At 58.5% G+C, this 20,325-nt stretch carries 16 protein-coding genes and 2 pseudogenes; 11 read left to right on the top strand and 7 right to left on the bottom strand.

The annotated features are described in order from the left end of the window. Positions 1 to 696: 696 nt before the first annotated feature. Positions 697 to 1,563, bottom strand: coding sequence for a hypothetical protein (locus IC66_RS0140330; RefSeq protein WP_038951253.1), 867 nt, complete (start codon positions 1,561 to 1,563; stop codon positions 697 to 699). A gap of 815 nt (positions 1,564 to 2,378) precedes the next feature. Continuing rightward, entirely contained in the window at positions 2,379 to 2,654 is a 276-nt protein-coding gene (locus IC66_RS49335) for a DUF6894 family protein (protein ID WP_376706906.1), read from the bottom strand. Between IC66_RS49335 and IC66_RS46860 the strand changes: the two genes are divergently transcribed. The 4 genes from IC66_RS46860 (at position 2,602) to IC66_RS0140305 (ending at position 6,218) form a co-directional block, all read left to right on the top strand. Then, positions 2,602 to 3,003: a hypothetical protein gene (locus IC66_RS46860; RefSeq protein ID WP_131233182.1), complete on the top strand. Its 402-nt coding sequence runs from the start codon at positions 2,602 to 2,604 to the stop codon at positions 3,001 to 3,003. The genes IC66_RS49335 and IC66_RS46860 overlap by 53 nt on opposite strands. 253 nt (positions 3,004 to 3,256) lie before the next feature. Further along, positions 3,257 to 4,114 (top strand): GNAT family N-acetyltransferase, encoded by an 858-nt coding sequence (locus tag IC66_RS0140315; RefSeq protein ID WP_028144393.1) that lies wholly within the window; start codon positions 3,257 to 3,259, stop codon positions 4,112 to 4,114. Between the two features lie 399 nt (positions 4,115 to 4,513). After that, a complete protein-coding gene (gene ku, locus IC66_RS0140310) occupies positions 4,514 to 5,443 on the top strand; it encodes a non-homologous end joining protein Ku (RefSeq protein WP_028144394.1) in 930 nt (309 codons plus the stop codon). 19 nt (positions 5,444 to 5,462) lie between these two features. Beyond that, positions 5,463 to 6,218, top strand: coding sequence for a DUF72 domain-containing protein (locus IC66_RS0140305; RefSeq protein WP_049801830.1), 756 nt, complete (start codon positions 5,463 to 5,465; stop codon positions 6,216 to 6,218). A 107-nt stretch (positions 6,219 to 6,325) separates the two neighbouring features. On the opposite strand, the pseudogene IC66_RS0140300 reads toward IC66_RS0140305, so the two are convergent. Continuing rightward, positions 6,326 to 6,595: pseudogene (locus tag IC66_RS0140300) on the bottom strand (hypothetical protein). 1,341 nt (positions 6,596 to 7,936) lie between these two features. Further along, positions 7,937 to 8,578, bottom strand: coding sequence for a DUF2939 domain-containing protein (locus IC66_RS0140295; protein ID WP_240536563.1), 642 nt, complete (start codon positions 8,576 to 8,578; stop codon positions 7,937 to 7,939). A 707-nt stretch (positions 8,579 to 9,285) separates the two neighbouring features. Here IC66_RS0140295 and IC66_RS0140285 point away from each other — a divergent pair. The 4 genes and pseudogenes from IC66_RS0140285 (at position 9,286) to IC66_RS0140270 (ending at position 14,603) form a co-directional block, all read left to right on the top strand. Then, positions 9,286 to 9,846, top strand: coding sequence for a hypothetical protein (locus IC66_RS0140285; protein ID WP_049801829.1), 561 nt, complete (start codon positions 9,286 to 9,288; stop codon positions 9,844 to 9,846). After that, complete coding sequence (locus IC66_RS0140280) at positions 9,839 to 11,071, top strand: HlyD family secretion protein (protein ID WP_028144398.1); 1,233 nt, start codon at positions 9,839 to 9,841, stop codon at positions 11,069 to 11,071. The genes IC66_RS0140285 and IC66_RS0140280 overlap by 8 nt, the downstream gene beginning before the upstream one ends. Before the next feature lie 298 nt (positions 11,072 to 11,369). Next, positions 11,370 to 13,124 carry an adenylate/guanylate cyclase domain-containing protein gene (locus IC66_RS0140275; RefSeq protein WP_028144399.1) on the top strand — a complete coding sequence of 585 codons (1,755 nt, stop codon included), beginning with the start codon at positions 11,370 to 11,372 and terminating at the stop codon, positions 13,122 to 13,124. A gap of 130 nt (positions 13,125 to 13,254) precedes the next feature. Next, positions 13,255 to 14,603 (top strand): annotated as a pseudogene (locus tag IC66_RS0140270) (transposase). A gap of 186 nt (positions 14,604 to 14,789) precedes the next feature. On the opposite strand, the gene IC66_RS0140265 reads toward IC66_RS0140270, so the two are convergent. The 3 genes from IC66_RS0140265 to IC66_RS0140255 form a co-directional block, all read right to left on the bottom strand. Then, positions 14,790 to 15,452, bottom strand: coding sequence for a 3-keto-disaccharide hydrolase (locus IC66_RS0140265; RefSeq protein WP_240536562.1), 663 nt, complete (start codon positions 15,450 to 15,452; stop codon positions 14,790 to 14,792). 335 nt (positions 15,453 to 15,787) lie between these two features. Next, positions 15,788 to 16,906 carry an amidinotransferase gene (locus tag IC66_RS0140260; protein ID WP_038951250.1) on the bottom strand — a complete coding sequence of 373 codons (1,119 nt, stop codon included), beginning with the start codon at positions 16,904 to 16,906 and terminating at the stop codon, positions 15,788 to 15,790. Positions 16,907 to 17,135: 229 nt separating this feature from the next. Beyond that, positions 17,136 to 18,098 (bottom strand): ABC transporter substrate-binding protein, encoded by a 963-nt coding sequence (locus IC66_RS0140255; protein ID WP_157158180.1) that lies wholly within the window; start codon positions 18,096 to 18,098, stop codon positions 17,136 to 17,138. Positions 18,099 to 18,463: 365 nt separating this feature from the next. Here IC66_RS0140255 and IC66_RS44475 point away from each other — a divergent pair, with 365 nt between their 5' ends. From IC66_RS44475 to IC66_RS0140240, 3 genes are all read left to right on the top strand, one after another. Then, positions 18,464 to 18,661 carry a hypothetical protein gene (locus IC66_RS44475; RefSeq protein WP_075968876.1) on the top strand — a complete coding sequence of 66 codons (198 nt, stop codon included), beginning with the start codon at positions 18,464 to 18,466 and terminating at the stop codon, positions 18,659 to 18,661. 63 nt (positions 18,662 to 18,724) lie between these two features. Continuing rightward, positions 18,725 to 18,859: a hypothetical protein gene (locus IC66_RS49050; RefSeq protein WP_256379493.1), complete on the top strand. Its 135-nt coding sequence runs from the start codon at positions 18,725 to 18,727 to the stop codon at positions 18,857 to 18,859. A gap of 623 nt (positions 18,860 to 19,482) precedes the next feature. Next, positions 19,483 to 20,226: a Crp/Fnr family transcriptional regulator gene (locus tag IC66_RS0140240; RefSeq protein WP_081494190.1), complete on the top strand. Its 744-nt coding sequence runs from the start codon at positions 19,483 to 19,485 to the stop codon at positions 20,224 to 20,226. Positions 20,227 to 20,325 lie beyond the last annotated feature (99 nt).

The following is a 20,325-nucleotide window of genomic DNA, read 5'->3' as shown; positions in this document are numbered from 1 at the left end:
TCCGACTCTCATGATCACCGCCGTTCGGAAGCTCCTGGCACGTCTCTTCCAGTACGATTTCCATATTCGACTTCACGCGATCGGGCAGGGTCATCTATCTATCTCAAGGCTCGGCAGGCGATTTCGCCAATATGGAACTGACGAGCCGGCCCCGTCAACGGAGGCGATTGGCTCTAGCTGGGCCCCCAATTGGCCCTAGGATGCCCGCCTCGGAAGGTAACGGCCCACTGTCCGGATCGCCGCCACCGGGATGGAGCGGGAGCCTGCTATCGTGCGGACTGCACGGCTTCCGCTCCTCTTGGGCACGAGCTTGTGCTGCTTATTTTTGGTCTCCTAACAGTTCACCCCCGTTGCACAAGGTGCACGAGAAGCCGTACTCGGCACTTCCAGCCGCTTAGCCGCCCCCGGCTGACAACGAGGGCGCCGCCGCTACGGTGGCAGTTTGGGGGAAACCGGACGTTTTAGCGTGCTCTGGGCAAGGCCGAACCTTGGTTCGGTTCAGGAAGTAAAGAGGCCCCCGGCGGACCGGGAGCCTCGCATGCCCTCAGGGGTACATCCGCCCTGATGAGTTTTACTTTTCAAGTGCGTTCATCGAGAAATTCGATGCAACTCCTAGCGCAGCAACATGATCAGGATGATTAGGGGGATCGGGATTCCGATCAGCCAAAGCAGAATGGGCATGGTATCTTCCTTTTCCTATCGACGCCGCGAATTCCAGGTACCATCGCGGAGACCTCCGCCTTCAGTGGCCGCGAGGCTGGCGCAGAAAGCTCCGAGGAGCATTGCCGCAGTCGGCCAAAAGGCGAGGGACGCAGTTGCCTTGCGGGCGGCATCGGCATCGGCTTTCACTTGCGTCACGACGTCATTGACGCGCTTGTCCGCATCGGCCTGGCTCATTCCTGTGCGGGATGCGACGACTTTCGCTGCATATTCGCGATCAGGACCCTTTAGGTCACCGCCATTGCGAAAGCTCCGCGTGAAGAGGCGCACCATCTCGCCGTGCGAGTCGGTTGCGTTGGTCGTCCCGCCCGAGGCCGTCCCGGTGGGGCCTGCCGCTGCCGGGTCCGACCGCAGAAGCGTATCTACATAACCATCCATAGGACCATTGGTCTGCGCGGCGTTAGCAGCGGCCTGGGATGCACCGACGGCACTGCCTCCGATCAGACTGGTTGCCGGAATTGCGAGAGCGGTGGCTCCGAGAACGGTGGCCAAAGCCCATGCGATGAAGCCGTGCGCGGTATCCCGAAAATAGATTTCATCGCGATGTACATCGGTCCAGCTTGAACGCAGCCGCCCTGCAATATAGCCGCCGATCGACGACGCAAGCATAGCGATGACAATGAGATAGAGCCCGGTTGTAATCTTAAAAGTTGTTGCTGAAACGCCGGAGCCGGACCAGGGGGAGACCATTGTAAGGCCGAGGCCGGTCCCAAAGGCCAGCAAGACGATGGTCAGCGCGCAAGCCACCACCGCGCCTGCAACGATGGATGGCCACGATAATCCCGCAAGCGTTGACGTAGACGTTCCTCCCGGAGTGGGAGCAACCACGACAGTATCGATCATTAAAGTCTCCTCAGCATGCCCTGTCAGTGGCGCGATAATGGGCAGCTCGCCCGAAAGTTCCATCGAGGGTTCCGCGGAGGAGCGGAGAAGAGATTGCTGCTTTCAACGTCAAAGCCAGACCCCCGCAACTAGGAAAGCCGCCTTTCGCAGACGCTGATGACGCAATGCTTTATCTGCAACGACTTGGCGAGCTCGCCTCTCAGCTCTTAGAATTGGAAGATCTTCGAAGTCTAGTCGAAGATGCAGAGCGCGGCGGCCCCGGTGCGCCTGCATTGCGCTCTAGACGCCAATGCTTCGCGCCCCCTTCGAGGCCGTGATCTCAGCGCCCTGTCTGTCCGCCTCCGTCGCTGCACGCCATCAAGCAGAGGTTTCTGGCCCCCTCCGAACGACGAGCAAATCGATTGGACGTTGCTTGAGCCATTTCCCGACGGATGGTGGGCTTCCCCCTAAAGCTCTTCAGCGGCTGCTAGTGAATCAAGTTTCCTCGTTCGCTACTAGCCCGTGGCGTGACTTTCGGATCGCGAGCTGGACCTGACCATCTCTAATGCAAGGGCCGAGTCGCAGTTCGACCCAGGGCGGACATCCCGCCAGAGACGCCCAGACGGTTGGTCTGGAAATGTTCGTCTTTCCTGCTCTGTTTCAAAAAGCGGTACAGGCGGTGAAATTGACGGGGGACGGCCTTCGTGAGGTAGAGCCCGGAGACGTCTGAGCTCTCAAGACTTGGAAGATGCTCGTCAACGATAATGGGTCTTCAGAAGATGGCAGCACCTACTTTAGTTTAAAATTGGGAGCCAGGGACGGCTAAAACTCCGCAGCTAGACGAGCTTGAACTTGTCCAACGGAGCTTCGTGGACATGCTGACCGTCCACGTCCGTCACAAGCACTTTGTAGCCCTTGCCTCGCAATTCTGGCCGAGCGTCCGATAGTTCTTCCGCAAGCCGGTCAGCGACTTGCATAGCCATCGAGGCGTCCTCGAGCAGCTGGCCGCCCTGGTCGGCGACGGTCGTGCTATCTACAAGATCGCAATGATAACGCCGGTTGCTATCGGGCGCAGCGCCAGAAAAGGTATTGCTTGGTGCTCTCGTTGAGATGGTCGATTGTTGTCTCGATCCATATGAAGATGGCCCTATCCGCTACGACGATGGCGTGGACACGCTCGCGCAGTCGGCTGGTGAAGAGGCAGTTCTCGCGCTCGCGGAATTTGGCTTGATGGATCGCGTCAGCGCTCGCCTTGGGCGCTGGACGCCCGACGGAAGGCATTTTTTCATTGAAGGCGTCCAAGAGTGGAGAAGCTGGAACGAAGCAGAGCAACGCGAAGAAGCAAATGTAGTGCGTAGTGATGAAGTCCGATGGGCAAAACGCGGCCTAATTGCTCTGTGCATCGCAGCGGGCGCTCTCATAGCCGGATGGCTCGCGGTCAATCTCGGAGGCCGACGTTGAAGGGCATAAAGTCAGCTTGTGGCCCTCAGCGGACCATCGCAACATGGGGCGCCCCGGCAGCTTTTGACCCGACCCGGACATCGGCGAGTAGACCACAATTCGGAGGAACTCCTTCTTGGGTACTCTGAAGAAGACCGAGGCGCATAGCAGCGAAGCTCTGGATATTTTACGCTGAGAGCAATAAGCTGCAGCTTGAAATCCCCGGAACTGTTGGCTCGGATAAGGCGTCAGAGCAATTCGCAGGGAGGGACGAATGAGCATCGTGCTGCGACCCGGTGCGCCGTCGGATTCCACCGTTTGCGGAAGAATCTGCTTCGAGGCGTTCAGGGCAATTGACGACGAGCACAACTTCCCGTGGGATTTTCCGTCGGTGGAGGTGGCCACGCAGGTCCTGATGATGCTGCTGTCCAACCGGGGGTTCTACTCGCTTGTCGCCGAAAAGGACGGAAAGGTTGTCGGCAGCAACTTTCTCGATGAACGCGGCCCGATTGCCGGACTCGGGCCGATCACAGTTGATCCGACCTCACAGAACGCGACGATTGGGCGCCGATTGATGCAGGCTGCGCTCGACCGCGCGAGCGATCGGCGTGCGGCCGGGGTGAGGCTGCTGCAATCCACATTTCACAATCGCTCTTTGTGTTTGTACGCCAAGCTCGGCTTTGACACCCGCGAGACGATCTCGAAAATGAACGGGGCGCCGCTGGGCGTCAGCTTGCCGGGGTACGACGTGCGTGAGGCCGGCGCTACCGATCTCGTGGCCTGCAACTTGTTATGCCGCCGGGTCCACGGTCATGATCGTGGCGGCGAACTCGATGACGCGATTAGTGCGGGAACGGCGCGGGTCGTCGTGCATCTCGGCCAGATCACCGCCTACGCGACGGATGTCGGGTTCTTCGCCCATGCCGTTGCCGAGAGCAACGAAGGTCTGAAGGCCCTGATCGGATCTGCTCCGGGCTTTCCCGGCGGCGGCTTTTTGGTGCCGACCCGAAATAGCGAACTATTCCGCTGGTGTCTGCAGAATGGCCTCCGACTCGTGCACCAGATGACCCTAATGACGACCGGCCTCTACAACGAGCCTAAGGGCTTTTATCTGCCGTCGGTGCTCTATTGAGCAAGGAGCCTCGGCCCCGCGCATCAGGCCGAGCTTCTGTCCATGGCCCTAGCCGAACAGCACGTTAGCGGTGTGATAGTCAGCTCCTGAACGTGGACCGGAAATTGCTCACCCGCTCTTGATCAACGCTTTTGACCCCGGACCAGACATCACCAACCTTTCACCACCATCATTTCAGCGGCTATGATGGCCAGTCGCGCGCTGCCGAAATCGGAAATGACATGATCGGAGCGATCATGATTGGGTGCGGGTGTTTTATAAGTTTGATAGGAACGGCCATCGTCGTCGCGCCGCTCTCGATACGCGCGCAGCAGCCGGCCACACCGGTCATTGGATTCCTCAACAACTTGTCGCCTGGTACGATGCCTCCAAGCCCTTCTAACCGGAGTTCTGCGTATCATGGCCCCCCGTGCCAATTGGAAAGGCTTCCTGCGTCTGTCCCTCGTCACCTGTCCGGTCGCGCTTTACCCCGCCACCTCCGAGAGCGAGAAGATCAGCTTCAACCAGCTCAACCGGGCGACCGGCCACCGCATCAAGTACCTGAAGGTCGACGCCGACACCGGCGAGGAGGTGCCCAACGAGGACATCGTGAAGGGCTATGAGCTCGATAAGGGCCAGTACATTGAGGTGACGAAGGAGGAGCTCGAGAACGTCGCGCTGGAATCGACGCGCACCATCGAGATCGACGAATTCGTCGACCGCAGCGAGATCGATCCCCGCTACCTGATCCGCCCCTACTACCTGCGTCCGGACGGCAAGGTCGGCCATGACGCCTTCGCCGTGATCCGGGAGGCCATCCGCGAGATGGACAAGGTCGCGATCGGGCGGGTGGTGCTGACCAACCGGGAGCACATCATCGCGCTCGAGCCGCTGGACAAGGGGCTGATGGGGACGCTGCTGCGCTACCCCTATGAAGTGCGCGATCCCAAGGAGTACTTCGACGAGATCCAGGATGTCAAAGTCACCAAGGACATGCTCGATTTGGCCCGGCACATCGTCGACCAGAAATCCGGTTCCTTCGAGCCCGACAAGTTCGAGGACCAGTATGAAACGGCGCTAATCGGCCTCATCAACCAGAAGCGGGCCGGCAAGCCGATCGTGCCGAAGGATCGGCCGAAAGGCGAGAACGTCGTCGATCTGATGGACGCGCTACGCAAGAGCGTCGGCGGCGCGGCGGCCATGACCGAGGCCCCTAAAAAGTCTGCCAAAAAAGCGGCAAAGCTGGCCGCGGGTCAGAAGGAGATGCTGATGCCGATCGCCGGTAAGAAGCCGACTAAGGAAGCGGCGGCGAAGAAGCCGACGGCAGGGGCGCGGCGGAAGTCGGCTTGAGGTTGTGAAACATCCGGTGATGTCCGATGGCAGTGACGGACTGACATGGAAGAGGATCGCGCATGTCAAGGCTGAGCTGCGGCTCGGCACAGCGGGATGGAATGTTCCGCAAGTCTGCAAGGAAAGGGTTGGCGGGGCAGGTAGCCACCTTGAGCGCTACGCGCGGGTGTTGAACGCCACCGAGATCAACTCATCATTTCATAAGCCGCACCGGCGTTCGACGTACGAGAAGTGGGCGAGCGCGACGCCGGATGATTTCCGCTTTTCAGTCAAGGTGCCGAAGTCTGTCAGTCATTCGTCACAGTTTGCGCGGGCCGAACTCGATCGGTTCATCGAAGAGAGCGCCGGGCTTGGTGTGAAGCTCGGAGTTTTGCTCGTTCAGTTTGCGCCGCGCAAAATGTTCGTTGAGCCCGATGCCGAATTGCTGTTCGGCGCACTGCGGGATAGGACCTCAGCCGCTCTCGCTTGCGAGCCGCGTCACGCTAGCTGGTTCACGCCCGAGGTCGGTGCTTGGCTCAGGGAGCGTCGGATTGGCCGCGTCGCTGCGGATCCGGCGCGGGTGCCCGATGCCGACCTGCCGGGCGGGTGGCCGGGCCTGCGCTATTTTCGACTGCATGGAGCGCCGCGCATTTACTACTCCGCTTACGACGGGGCGTTCCTTAGAACGCTGAAGCCGCGGCTCGGTGCTGCTTCGTTGTCTAGTGAGACATGGTGCATCTTCGACAACACCGCCGCCGGCGCAGCGCTCGAGAACGCACTAGACTTACTCGCTTGAAGGGCCTTTTTGTCCGCTGATATCCCTCACGTCCTCCATCTTTGCCGAAGGTCTTTGAGGCACGCACCCACCCGTTGAGATCCGAGCGGTGCGACAGCGCAGGCGACCTAATCGGGACGTGGCGGGCACTCCGGGCACGTATCGCCGATCGAATGCATAACCTCGCGTAATTCCGCGACGGCCTCATCCGGAGACAAGCCCTCGGGTGGCTCCTGCCTGGCGATATCCAATGCGTGCTCGCGCGCATGCGGGTCGGCCCGGTCCTTCGCTCAGCCGTGCTCCTCGCATTCGTGGATGGCGCCGGCCTCCTGCAGCAGGTGGATCGCCCAGCCGCGCAGTGTGCGGATCGCCTGTGGTCTTTCCTTCGTCATTAGCATCGAGACAGCTCCTGCCGAGACGAATCCTTCAGCGGCGCCTAGCGTTCCGCGCTGCTAACACAGGGCAGGGGATTTGCAATCGCGGGATCTCGTGCTTTTCCACCTGTTCCGTCGCCTGGCAAAATCAGGCAGCTGCCTTGTCTTCCTTGTCGGCGCCCCGCATGACGATCCTGAGCGCCTCGTCCGGAAGCGGACGCCGAAGCGCTTTGGCCTCGTCCCGGGGGCAAAGGCCGGCTCAGTCCCGAGCGTTTCGTTAATGGAGGGTTCTCGCGGCTTCTGCTAGCCGGACCTTCTCTCGTAGATTCTCGAGTTCCTGAAGCATTTTCAGGAGATCGGGCTGGACGTATGCCCGCTTCAAAATTCGTGTCGTTTGTCCCATCGCTACACGCCTCCATGGCTCGCTGACGGCGAGCCGTATCAAGGCGCACACAGGCAAATTTTCTCCTGCAAGCGGAATCGCATTTTTAACAAATCAGCTGAGCGTGTCCCCGATCGGCGTCGGGATAATGCTAGCTGAACGTGGTACCGCAGTGGCGCGGTGACATTCACTGCGCGTGCGGCCTTGCCGGTTATCTCAAATGAGTTACGATGCAACCTGCTTTAGAAGTTTGTATTTGGACCTACCCATTGGCAACAAGCATTGAATCGATCGTTTCGGCTTATGTACGTCTGAAGAACCGGCAGGCCTTGGAGAATATGCGAGACCTTCGGCGCCAATTGCTCGAACAGCTACAATCTACATCAGGCCGACTGACTCTCGAGACACTCTACTTGAGGACCTCCGAGTGATCGAGGATGGGCTGGAGCAGCTCCAGCCGAGGCAGTAACGAGCGGCCCGCCATGTGCCTTCTATATCGTCGACTTCCGGCCACGGCGTCATTTGAAATCACGGCGCGTGCGGCGGGCAGCTGCTCGACGCCTTGCGGAAATGAGTGCCCGAATGCAATAGCCAGCGATGACGCCGATGGTGAATGCGGCTGCCACAATCAAAGGTAAAGAGAACCGCTCCATACCCAGCGAATGCGGTACCACGCTGCAGTGTTCCTAACTGGGGCCACCGAAGGCCTCGAACCGCCGACCTTAGTGCAATACGCGAGCGGCTTTTGCTAGCCGGACCTTCTCCCCCAGCCCCTCAAGATCCTTCATTGCTTTAAGCAATCTCACCAGATCGGACACCGTGTGTGCGAGAGTGGCTTGCGCGGCTTTGGGACTCGAGATTTCTGTTTAATCGCGAAACGGCTCGCTGCCAGGACCGATGGAGATAGGCTGGATTGGCAAGGACCGCTCACGGCGAGAGGGCCGGAGGCAGGCGCAACGGGCGTCACCAATGGGGGCGCAAGGTTACTGCGTCGGCAGCCGGTCGATCATATTCGCCAAGACCTTCGGCGGCAGTCCAATCCCCGAGAGCTTCCAGGTCGTGCCGTCGAGATGCATGCTGACGCTACCTGCGTCCTGACTCTCGCCAAGCCTCAACGCAAACTCGACAGGCTTCGCCAGGGTGATCCGTCCGGCGAAAACGAAGATGTTTGAGATATCGAGCTCGGCCAATGAGGACATCGTTCCGAAAGTGATGTTCTCCGCGGCGTTGCGAACAGTCCCGCTCTTCAAAAGGACGGACAGGTTTTCTGGAGTCACGAGCTTGATGGTGAGATCATCGGCGATCGTTGCGCCGAACGCGTTTATCGCCATTCTCTCTAATGGGCGCACCGGCCGCTTTTGGCCGAGTCGATCGAGGTAGGCGGACACAACCTGGTCGACGAGGGAATGGCGGACGCGCGGCAAATCCGTTCGGGCCATGACTTGAGAGGCGTCTCCGCGCCGAACGGCCGAAACGAGATCCAGTGCGGAAACGAAAGCCGATCCGGCATACACCACAAGGCAGAGCAGGAGGGCCGCAACGACGCCTACGAGCCACTTCATGGAGCGGCAATCGAGGCGGCCGGGCTTTGTTCCCAAGGATAGCGAGCCAGTGGCGCCTTCCATTTAGATCCCCAAGGCCGCAGTGGCCGCCGAGATCGCGTAGGCGACTGCTTCTTCGACCGTTCGGTCCACGAGCAACATAGGATCGATTGCGCCGGTAGGACGCCCAGCGCAGGTAGACGTTCCTATGAACCGCGGCGCCGCGATGGGCGGACGGTTGGAGATTGAGTTCAGCCCCGAGTTGCGCGACGTGGGACGGGCATTCGTAGACGCGTCTAAGGGCGTCCCCACCAACCGGCCAAGCTGATGCACCGACCGCGATAGATCCCACCTCGGGCATCGCCAATGAGGATCATGGCTTTCGAGGAATGCGTCAATGTCTGGATATGGCCGCCAGTGAAGTGGCATACCTCTCACCGTGGTCGGCTTAGTGGGGCGCAGCGGACGAGATTTGCTTACACTGAGTATGTCGCATCCGTTCAAACGGCCCAGCCTAATGGCCGCGAGATTGTTTCGGCCGGTACCGCCTCTTTCCAACCCATCCAGATCGGATCTTCTTTTATTGACTTATCTCAAAGGCGTCCTCTTGGTTCACACCCACCGTCGGCGCAAAGCATCGTCCCAAGAGAGACCGAACCAGGAAAAGAGGCGGCGAAGGCCACACTGTCACACTCACGGCGATTCGAAGCCGGCTAGTCCTAGCGAACCTCCGGCAAGGTCGTTGGCCCTCGGCGCAAGCCGGGCTTGCCAAGTTCCTTCATTGTGCAAGGATGCAGGGAACCAAGCCCGGTATTCGGGAGGAGGAGGAGTACGTGAGCGACCTGCATCCGGCCGGCCCACATCACCTACCCGGCTTCATCACTGCTCCGAGCGACACAGATCCCCTAATGGTGGGCGTCGGCATTTTTCTGATCTTCGCCGTTCTCATGGTCGGTATCTTCTATTTGCACCTGCACTCGCTGCCGGAGCGGATGGCCCACAAGTCGCAGAAGTTCCAATTTGAAATCGTGGCTGTGCTGTGCCTGCTGGCGCTGTTTACGCACAACCACCTTTTTTGGGTGATCGGGCTTTTTCTTGCCATGGTTGACCTGCCGGATTTCAGCTCGCCGCTGCGCAGGATTGCGGGATCGGTCGAAAAGATGGCGGGCGTTTCGCCTGAGGAAGACCCGACTGAGCCGCCAAGTGAGACCGCTGCTCACGCTGGTACCGGTGTGCCTGACGCGACAAAGCCGGGCGCCGCCAACAGTACACTGAAGACCACCGCTGCCGTGGACGAGATCAAGAGCAAGATCCAGCGCGATCTTAAGCGAGGGGGACCCGGCAATGCTTGAACTTCTCCTTTGCGCCACCCTCACGATCCTTCCGGACTACCTCTACCGCCGCTATCGGCAGGGCAAGCGGATCGGCCACGAGATCACGCTCTATTCCGTCTGGTACGAGCTGCGATTTGGCATCGTCGCTTGCCTGATGCTCACGGTCTCGCTGATCACGATGATCTTCTACTTTCATCCGTCGACTACGTCGGCGACGTTGTACTACCGGACCGTCCCTATCATGACCGAGGTCAACGGCCGAGTTGCTGAAGTTCACGTCGATGTCAGCGCGGACGTCAAGCAAGGTGAGTTGATCTTCAGGCTCGATAGCGCCAAACAGGAAGCCTCGCTCCTAACCGCCAAGCGTAAGGTCGCTGAAGTCGATGCCGCCATGCTGGCGGCGCAGGCAGATGTCATGAAGGCGGAAGGCCAGCTTCAGGAGGCAAAGGGTTCGCTGCAGCAGGCGCAGGACGAACTCGATACCAAAAGCGAGTTGCAGAAGCGCAACCCCGGAATCGTCCCGCAGCGCGATATTGAAAAGCTCGGCGTGGCCGTGGCGGGTCGCCAGGGCGCTCTCGACGCCGCAACCGCTTCCAAGCAATCCGCGACGACGCGGCTGAGTGCTCTGCTGCCGGCGGAGAAGGCAAGCGCTGAGGCAGCTTTGGCGGAGGCGCAGGTGGATCTGGATAAGACATTTATTCGCGCCGGCGTTGACGGACGGGTCGAGCAATTCGGGCTGCGGCCGGGTGATATCGTCACTCCGAATATGCGGACGGCCGGCGTCCTGATTCCGGAGGGCGCCGGACGGCGGGCTCTCATGGCAGGGTTTGGACAGATCGAGGCTCAGGTCATGAAGGTCGGAATGGTGGCCGAGGCCACATGTATTTCCAAGCCGTGGGTCGTTATTCCGATGGTGGTTACCAACGTGCAGGACTACATCGCGGCGGGCCAGTTCAGGGGCGGCGAACAACTGATTGAGGCGCAGAACAATGTGCGTCCGGGCACCATTCTCGTTTTCATGGAGCCGCTCTATAAGGGCGGCCTGGAAGGCGTGACGCCCGGCAGCAGTTGTATTGCCAATGCCTACACCAGTAATCACGAACTGATCTCGTCAGGAAAACTCGGTTCGTTCAAGAGCTTCGCGTTGCATGTCGTCGACGCGACCGGATTTGTCCACGCATTGCTGTTGCGGATTCAGGCCCTGGTGCTGCCGGTCAAGACGCTGGTGTTGAGCGGACATTGAGTTTGTGTATGAACGCTGCTGGCAACAAGTTAGCCGCGATCTGCAAAATCAGTCCGATCTGAGTGGTGGTAATGCGGCGCAATTAAAATTGCGTCGTTTATCACGCGTTTGCGCGGTGGATGTCTGGTAATGGCCCGAACGCGACGTCTAGGCAGCGTCCCGGGTGGTCGGCTCATAGGGGTAGACCGGAAGCAGCCGGCCGGCACTCCGAGGCGCAGTTATGACCCAAAGCGGACCTTGGCCCTAGCCGACCGCTCTTCCAATGTGGTTTGATGCAGGGCACATTTGGAGGGGTACGGTGGCTGACGCAACCGTTCAACGACGATTGGCCGCCATTCTAGCGGCAGATGTCGCCGGTTTCTCGGCGCTGATGGAGCGCGACGAGGAAGGCACCTATGCTCGCATTGGAACGCTGCGGCGCGAAGTTATTGAACCACGCCTTACAGATCATCAGGGCCGCTTGGTAAAGACCACCGGAGACGGCTTCTTAGTCGAATTTGCGAGCCCTATTGCCGCCCTTCGATGTGCCCTCGCAATTCAGAGTGACCTCACCGACCCGGGCGGCCTCCGGTTACGGATTGGGCTCAATCTGGGTGATGTTATCATTGAGACAGATGGCGACGTCTATGGTGAAGGCGTCAATGTTGCCGCCCGATTGGAAGCCCTCGCCGACCCCGGCGGCATTCTGATCTCAGGCAAGATTTACGGTGAAGTTGAAGGCAAGGTTCACGCGTACTTTGAGGACATGGGTGAGAAGCAGGTCAAGAACATCGCGCGGCCTGTTCGTATTTATGCAGTTCGTTTGCATCCTGTGAGTACATCTGCCCTGCCTTCTGCAGGCAAACTTTTCAGTCCACTCCAACTACCTGACAAGCCCTCAATAGCTGTTTTGCCATTTGACAATATGAGCGGTGATCCGGAGCAGGGATACTTTGCGGACGGTATCACCGAGGACATCATTACCACTCTATCGTACATCTCCTCCTTGTTCGTAATCGCGCGCAACTCCTGCTTCGTGTACAAGGGAAAGGCACGGGATCTTCGGCAGGTCGGCCAAGAACTTGGCGTTCGATACATATTGGAAGGCAGCGTCAGACGGTCGGCTGATCGGATCAGGATAACCGCGCAGCTAATCGACGCGAACAGTGGCAGTCATCTTTGGGCCGACCGTTACGATAGGCTTCTCGCCGACGTTTTCGATATTCAAGATGAGTTGACCAAGGAGATCGTGACCGCGCTGCGTGTGGTCCTAACGCAGGAAGAGGGAGCGCGCGTCTGGCACCGGTCTACGGACAGTATTAGCGCGTGGGGCGATGCGGTTCGTGGTTTCGATCACATTTGGCGAGGTACGGCAGCGGATATGACGGCTGCGCGTCAGTACCTGATTAGTGCTATCAGGCACGACCCTAGATACGCCAAGGCCGTTACGATGCTGGCTCTGACCCATTATTTTGACGTGCGTTTTTCGTACACTACCGAAATCGAGGCCGCGCAGCGCCAATTCATCGAACTAACCGATCGAGCTTTGGCACTCGATCCGCATGAACCTTATGCAATCGGGATGAAGGCGAACGTTCTTATTTTTGAAGGACGCTTCGATGAGGCAGTGCACCAAGCAAAGCGGGCCTTGGCGATTAGTCCGAGCGATGCCTTCCTTTTGCTGTTAACGGCTCGGGTCTTCATAAACGGAGAGCAGTCGGCCGAGGGAGAACAGACGATCCGTTCTGCGATGCGGCTGAACCCGTTCTATCCGGTTAATTATCTCGCCGTGTTGGGCGATGCGCTAGTCCATCAAGGAAAGACCTCGGAAGCGCTCGAAGCCTTTTGTGAATTGGTGCGCCGAAACCCAAATTATATCTCGGCACACTTGCATCTCGCAGGACTCTATAGCGAAGCAGGCAAACTAGAGATCGCACGACAAGAGATTGCGGAAGTGTTGCGGATCAATCCGTCGTACCGGGTTTCGATGGCTGGCAGCTTTTATCTCTCCTCCGATAAAAGCCGTAAGCAGGCCTTTCTTGACGCGTTGCGGACCGCTGGCCTACCAGAATGATCGAGCCCTTGAAGTGACGATGAGTGCTCAAACGTCACTTCCGCTCCTGGCCGATTGTGTTGAAAAAGGCGACTGTTGCGACGCAGAGGGATCAGTGATTCAGTCAGTCTAATTGGCAGGACTGAAGATCATGATGGGGCATCGGCAAGTCGAACAGGCGTTGTTCTACGAGTTCTCGCTCGAAAGGCATATTCCCGCTGACCATTTGCTTCGGTCGATCGACAGGTTTGTCGACCTTGAGGAGATCAGGCGGGATCTGGCCCCTTTCTACAGCAGTATCGGCCGGCCTTCGATTGATCCTGAGCTCATGATCCGGATGCTCTTGATTGGATACTGCTTCGGCATCCGGTCGGAGCGGCGTCTGTGCGATGAGGTTCACCTCAATCTGGCCTATCGGTGGTTCTGCCGGCTCGGTCTGGATGGGGCGGTGCCGGATCACTCGACATTCTCCAAGAACAGGCATGGCCGCTTCCGGGAGAGCGACCTCTTCCGTCGCGTGTTCGAGAGCGTGTTGGGCCGCTGCATCGAGGAACGACTGGTCGGCGGTGAAGGATTTGCGGTCGATGCGAGCCTGATCAAGGCCGATGCCAATCGGCAGAAGGGGATCGAAGGCGACAAGGGACTTTCGCCGGAGGCTGCCGGCCGAGCGATCGATGAGTATCTGGCTGTCCTCGATGATGCCGCTTTCGGAGCGGCGACCGAGGTCACGCCGAAGTTCGTGTCGCCCTCCGACCGGCGGCGCGCTGGACGGGAGCACACGGTGGCCAAGCCTTCTTTGCCTACTCGACGAACTACCTGGTCGACATCGAGAACGCGATCATCGTTGATGTCGAGGCGACGACGGCAATCCGGCAAGCGGAGGTGTTGGCCGCCAAGCGCATGATTGAGCGCTCGCTCGAACGGTTCGATCTCTATCCGAACCGGCTCCTCGGTGACAGCGGCTACGGCTCGGCCGAGATGCTCGCCTGGCTGGTCTATGAGCACGGCATCGAGCCGCACGTTACAGTCTTCGACAAGTCGGCCCGCACAGACGGGATATTCTCGCGCGACGACTTCACCTATGACCATGCCGGGGACGTCTATCGTTGCCCCAGTGGCAAAGTTCTTACTACGACCGGAACGCTGGTGAATGATGGCGCCACCATGCTTTACCTCGCCAGCAAGCGCGATTGTGATCGCTGCGCATTGAAATCCCGGTGCTGCCCCAAGCAGGCCTCACGGAGAGTGCCGCGCTCGATCTACGAGGGCGCTCGCGACATGGCGCGCCAGATCGCAAGATCGTGGGAGGGCCGCACTTCGCGTCGGCTCCGCAAGAAGATTGAGATGCTGTTCGCGCACCTCAAGCGCATTCTCAAACTCGACCGTTTACGTTTACGAGGTCCAAACGGCGCGCGTGACGAGTTCACCCTCGCAGCCACCGCCCAGAACCTTCGCAAGATGGCCAAGCTGATCCCGATGCCCACCTTGGGGCCGGCATAGAAACCGCCAAAGCCGTCGGGCCGGATCGCGCTGGCGCCAATACATCCGATTACTGCCGCCCTTTTTCAACGGAATCGGCCCGTAGCCGAAAGTGGCCTAAACGCGTCATGTCCGGCTTCAGGGGCACACCGGACTACGGTCTGACTTGGCATCTGCCGCCGCTTTTGACCCTTAGGCGACATTCGCCTACTCGAAATTCGCGGTGCAGCAGTCTCGTGCCGTCGCGCAAACCCGCCTTACAAAGGCTTGATCTCTACTTTGCGGAATTTGATCGTTCCCGCGCCGTGTTGCAGGGCGATCGCCTTCATCGAACATTCCGTTCCGCAGTTCGGCTGTTTTCTGACCGTTGAGCACGACCGTGATGTCGCGCCCCTTCGCCGTGATCTCGAATGTGTTCCATTTGCCGCCGGCTTTCGGCTTCGGATTGATCTCGATGTAACGTGTGATCGCGCCGGTGCCGTAACTTGGATCGGGCCGCTGGTCAAAGATATTTGCTTCGTAGCAGGTACGGTCGGTGATCTTCTTGGCATCGAGGCAGCGGAAGTAAATGCCGCTGTTTGCATCATCGCTCGGCCAGAATTCGATGCGCAGCACGAAGTCCTTGTACGGCTTCTTGCTAACGAGATAACCGGCCTCCTTGTCTTCCATCTTGTCGGCAATCACCGTGCCGTCCGCCAGATGCCAATTGGACTTCCCGATCTGATCCCATTGTTCGAGGTCTTTGCCATCGAACAGCGTGATCCAGCCGGCTTCCTCAGCTTTAGCCTGCGGCAGCGACTGGCTCACGGTGAAACCCAAGGCGACGAGTGCAAGAGCGAATTGCAAAGAACGGAGTGACGTCTTTCGCATGATTGACTCCTCCTGGCCGGTCCGCCGATTGTCCTTCCGGTCGGCAGTCTTGATGATAAGGCCTTGCGTAAATTCTGGCTAGGCTCGTCCCTCACGCATTCAACGAAGATACGGGAGGCATCGATGGACTAAGGCTCCCTATGCTGAAGTTGGCGATGCGCAGGAGTCGCTCGTTACCTTCGATGAGGTGCCCCTTGGAGCGACGAGGCACTGAAGCTGTGCGACCGCAGCATGCTCGTCGTGGACGCACTGCGCTGCCCATCGCGACGTAACGCATAAAGCCGGTCTGTCACCACTTAGGCAGAACGGTGCGACGAGACGTGTTGGAAGTCGGTTCAAAAATAGCTCTTCAATGTGCCGCGCCGTCGGACGTCGAGTGTGGCGCAGTGGAAGCCGCCACCAAATGCGGCATAATGTAAGAACTCACAGAGAATCGGTTCGAATCCCCAATTCTCCAACGCACGCGTCATCGCAATATGATGTGGATCTACGATGACGCGTTTCTCATCTACCATCAGTACGTTCATGTTGAGCCATTTCCCGCATAGCGAAGTGATCCTGAGCATAGGATCGGTTATCGGGTCGGGCTCGGGGGCCACGAGGATGTCCCATCCTTTCAAGATGGCCGGAAGGTGGTCGACGTCTATGTATTCGGGATTAATCAGAATCTTGCCGGGCCCAAGCGGCAATATGGTGGTGTCGATGTGCATTGGATTGGGACAGCAGCTCTTAATCTCATGGATGCGATAACCGTCGCCAAGGTGGCGACGCAGCCATTCGATACCAGATGCATTCGTGACGTTGCTGCGGGTCACGAATAGGTCGCGCCCGCAGCGAAAGAAGTCGGCGGCGTCAAAGACCGGCTCGAATTCGGTGAGGATGTATGAGATCGGCTCGCCTTTTTTAGGGACGCGGAATTCTGGATCGAACAATTCGTCCGTCAGTTGCGGTCTGGGCGCGCTCGTCCACCGCGCGCCACGTTGGAAATAGTCTTTCAGAATCGGACGATAGGAATGCGTCTCGAAGTACCGACAGGGCCAAACCATTGGGGTTTCAATGATCTCGTCGCCGATCACGAGCATGCTGTCGCGCGGGCAGGAATTGCAGAAGCCGCGCGAGGACCATTCCGGCGTGCTGAAACGTTTCCTGTGATCGACGGCGTCCGGCCGCCTTACGATGATACCCAGCGACTGTAGCAGCGCCACAAAGCCATCAATCTCACGCTGAGCCGGTTCGATCATGATCTTTGGGTAACGGAAGCCTGCGAACAGCGCCTGGGCACGCGCCGCCATGCCCGGAATGTTGCAGGTCACAACCGGATGATCGGACGGGATAACCGCGCCCTCAAGCCTTCCGACTATCACTTCCTCCAGCATGCCCCACTCGTCGTGTGAGCTCACCGGAGAAACTTGGCCCGATGGGACGGCATCCGGACCGCGAACGCGTGTGACCATGTCCATGCATGAGGCCCTGTGTGCGCTACAACAGCCGCAGGTCCCGGGAGTTCCAGAGATCCGACCGCGGTCGCGGGGTCGAGTCGCAAATCCTTGGTGTCGCCTGATGGCCGGTGGCTGACCTCAGCCCGGAGCGCGGCGATGTCCGCTTCCGAGAGATAGCCCCACCAAGGGCATGCTGGCTAACGAGGGCAGCCTTTGACCCGAAGCGGACTTTCGGTGCCTCAATCTACTCGATCACTCTGTCTGCCAACAGGAGCACTTGCTCCGGGACGGCCAAATGCAACGCTTTGGCCGTTTGGAGATTGATCACGAACTGAAACTTCGTCGGTTGCTCAACCGGCAAGTCCGCTGCATTCGCACCTTTTAGGATGCGGTCCACGTGATCGGCCGCTAAAACAAATAGAGCCTTGATGTCCGGCCCGTAAGCCATCAACCCACCCAGGTCTGGGTAATTGGTGACCTGATATACTGTCGGCAGGCGGTACTTAAGTGCGATTGATGGCAACGACGGCCGCGGCGGGTCCGCAAGTACGTAGACGATTTCGCACTCCGCGGCCTGCATGTCGGCGAACGCCTTTTCGACGTCCTCGGGGTTGGGCGCAACGAACCGTTGGGCTGAAATGCCGATGACGCCCGCCGACCTGGCCGCTACATTGGCCAAAGCCGGATGCGTCGGGTTGTTTGAAGTGAGTACACCGATTTTCCGGACCTTGGGAAACAGAAGGCGAATAATGTCGAGCGTCTTCGCTGTGAGATCACCGAACATATTCGCAACGCCGGTGATATTACCACCGGGCTTGGCAAAACTTCTGACGAAGCCAGAGCCGATCGGATCGGTGGCTGGCGCCATGATGATCGGAGTCGTCGAGGTCGCTCGTTGTGCAGCTGCAATAGCAGGCGTCGCTTCGGCAATTATGATGTCCGGCTTTAGTGCAACGAGTTCCTCGACTAATTTCGGTAACAGCGCGTAGTGTCCCTTCGCTTCGCGCAGTTCGAATATAAGGTCCTTTCCCTCCCGATATCCTTTGGCTTCCAAAGCTTCTCTGAACCAGCCGATGATCCGGTCGCCTTGTCCGGAGGTAACCAGCGCGACGCGCCATGGCTGCGATCGCTGGGCGTGCACCACGGCGCCAATGGCAACTAAAGAAGCTGTCGTAAGCAAGGCACGACGCGTTACTGAACGAGCCATGTGTCTCTCCTTGAGTTCGCACTGCGAGGTTAGCACGGGCGAATTCTTCAAAGAATATGGTCTCGCTTGCTGCGGCACGTGAGTCCGGAACTGGCCCATCGGCGAAGTGGAGGCACACCCTATCGAGGTCCGCTTAATGAGGCGGAGCGGATTGGATTTGCTCAAGTTGAGTTCTTCGCATTTTGACCCTTACCGGACCTGCCGTGGGCCACGTTCCCGAATCTGTATTCCAGTTGGTGGTCAATATTGACCAGATGTCGGTTACCGGACATGCCAGACTTCCATGATCACCGCACGGCCCTTGGCTTTCATCGGTGATGAGAACGCCACTAGCGCTCCCGCCTCCTCTAGAAAGGAGCAGCGCCATGCAGCGACGCCGTTTCAAGCAAACCACGTCCCTTGAAGAGCGCCTTGCCGAACAAGCCCAACGCCTCCGTCAGGAAGCCAAATCGCTTCCACCTGGTATCGAGCGGGAACGCGCGATCCGCAAAGCCCGGCAAGCCGAGACCGGCGCTCACATCAGCGAATGGCTAAATTCGCCCGGATTGCAGCCGCCGAGGTGAACGTTGAAAAAGCCAGCCTCCTGCGTTGCGTCTCCCGGCAGCCACTCTGGGAGCGTTAGAAACATGACTAAGTCCGAACAGCAGAGCGACGTAAAGCAACTTACGCCCTCCCGCGTGGAGGAAGCGCAGCGGGTGATTTCCGAGTACATGAGCGACCTCCGCGAGATCATCTGGAAGCTGCGTCGCAAAATGAATTAAGGCCGCCTGGCGGCCTCTTTCACTTAAAGACGAACCGCATGCCGTCTTGGCCCATCAGCGAAGTGGAGCGTTTCGTTGAGGTCCGCTCAGTAACTCAGGTTGAGTTGTTTGCATTTTGACCCTCACCGGACGTTCCCGGTGCTTGAACGATGGCTTCTGTCCGTCGTTGGACCCCTTGTCACACGTCTGAGCAAAACAGAACAGCGCGGAACTCGCGACAGTTGCATGGTGATCTTATCACCACTCACTTATCGGCAACTACCGGTGACTGAGAGTTCTGTAGCGCTCCCGCCTGATGAAGGCAAAGCACATGATCACGGTTCACGAGCCACGATGTCCAAAGTGCAAGAGAGCAATTACAATGCTGGCACGGATTACCTCCGGTGCTTCCGGCTTTGACATCCGAACATTCAAGTGCCCCGCTTGCGATCACGTTCATCAGCGCGTGGTCGAGCTTTTCGATCCGATGAAGTCCGGCGAACTTGCAGGATGGCTCCGGGGTGAATTGCGAGCGCCGACGTAAGACTTCGTGCCATTTCGACGAGCAAACGCGGCGTTGTGATCGAGCCCGCAGATCGGGGCGTGATTTTCGGCACCCCCTAGGCAGCGAAGACGTAAGTGACATGTCGGCGCTCAACCGCTATAACGATGAGAACGCGCTCATCGGAGTAAAGGAGACTCCTGTGGGGAAATCGACCAAGAAGGCGTTCGATCCCCAAGCCTTTCTCGCAAAGGTAGGGGCAGGCAAGGCAATCCTGAAATTTGAGAGAAGTCAGCACGTCTTCACGCAAGGAGACGTGGCAGATGCAGTTTTTTACATTCAAAAAGGCCGCGTCAAGCTCACCGTCGTGTCCGAGCAAGGAAAGGAAGCGGTCGTCGGGATTTTGGAACCGGGCCAGTTCTTCGGCGAAGGGTGCCTCAATGGTCATCCACTGCGGATCGCGACCGCAACTGCGGTGGAGGAATGCATGATCACTTCAATAAGCAAAGAAGCGATGATCCACACCGTTCAGTCCGAGCCGAAATTTTCCGAGCTGTTCATGGCCTATCTCCTGACGCGAAACAGCCGCATCGAAGAGGATTTGATCGACCAGCTTTTCAATTCAAGCGAGAAGCGACTTGCACGCCTTCTTCTTCTGCTCGCGCATTTCGGAACGGAAGGCACAACTCAGCCTATTTTGATCGATATCAGCCAGGAAACGTTGGCAGAGATGATCGGCACGACGCGATCCCGGGTGAGCTTCTTCATGAACAAATTCCGCAAACTTGGACTCATCAGCTATAATGGGAAGATAGAAGTTCACAATTCGCTGCTGGATGCCGTTTTGCACGAAAAGCCCGAAATAGAGCGGGATGACGATCTATAGCCTAGCCCGACATGCTCGATGAGAAGATGTTCTCAGAGCGGCTTGCGTCGGCGATTTCTGCTCTTGGCCCATCTGCGAAGTTGCGCCTCGGCGGTCGGA

It is taken from the genome of Bradyrhizobium genomosp. III (assembly GCF_000261705.1).
GTDB classification, from domain to species: domain Bacteria; phylum Pseudomonadota; class Alphaproteobacteria; order Rhizobiales; family Xanthobacteraceae; genus Bradyrhizobium; species Bradyrhizobium ottawaense.
The sequence above is the reverse complement of the archived record's forward strand: the minus strand, read 5'-3'. Positions and strand labels throughout refer to the sequence as shown.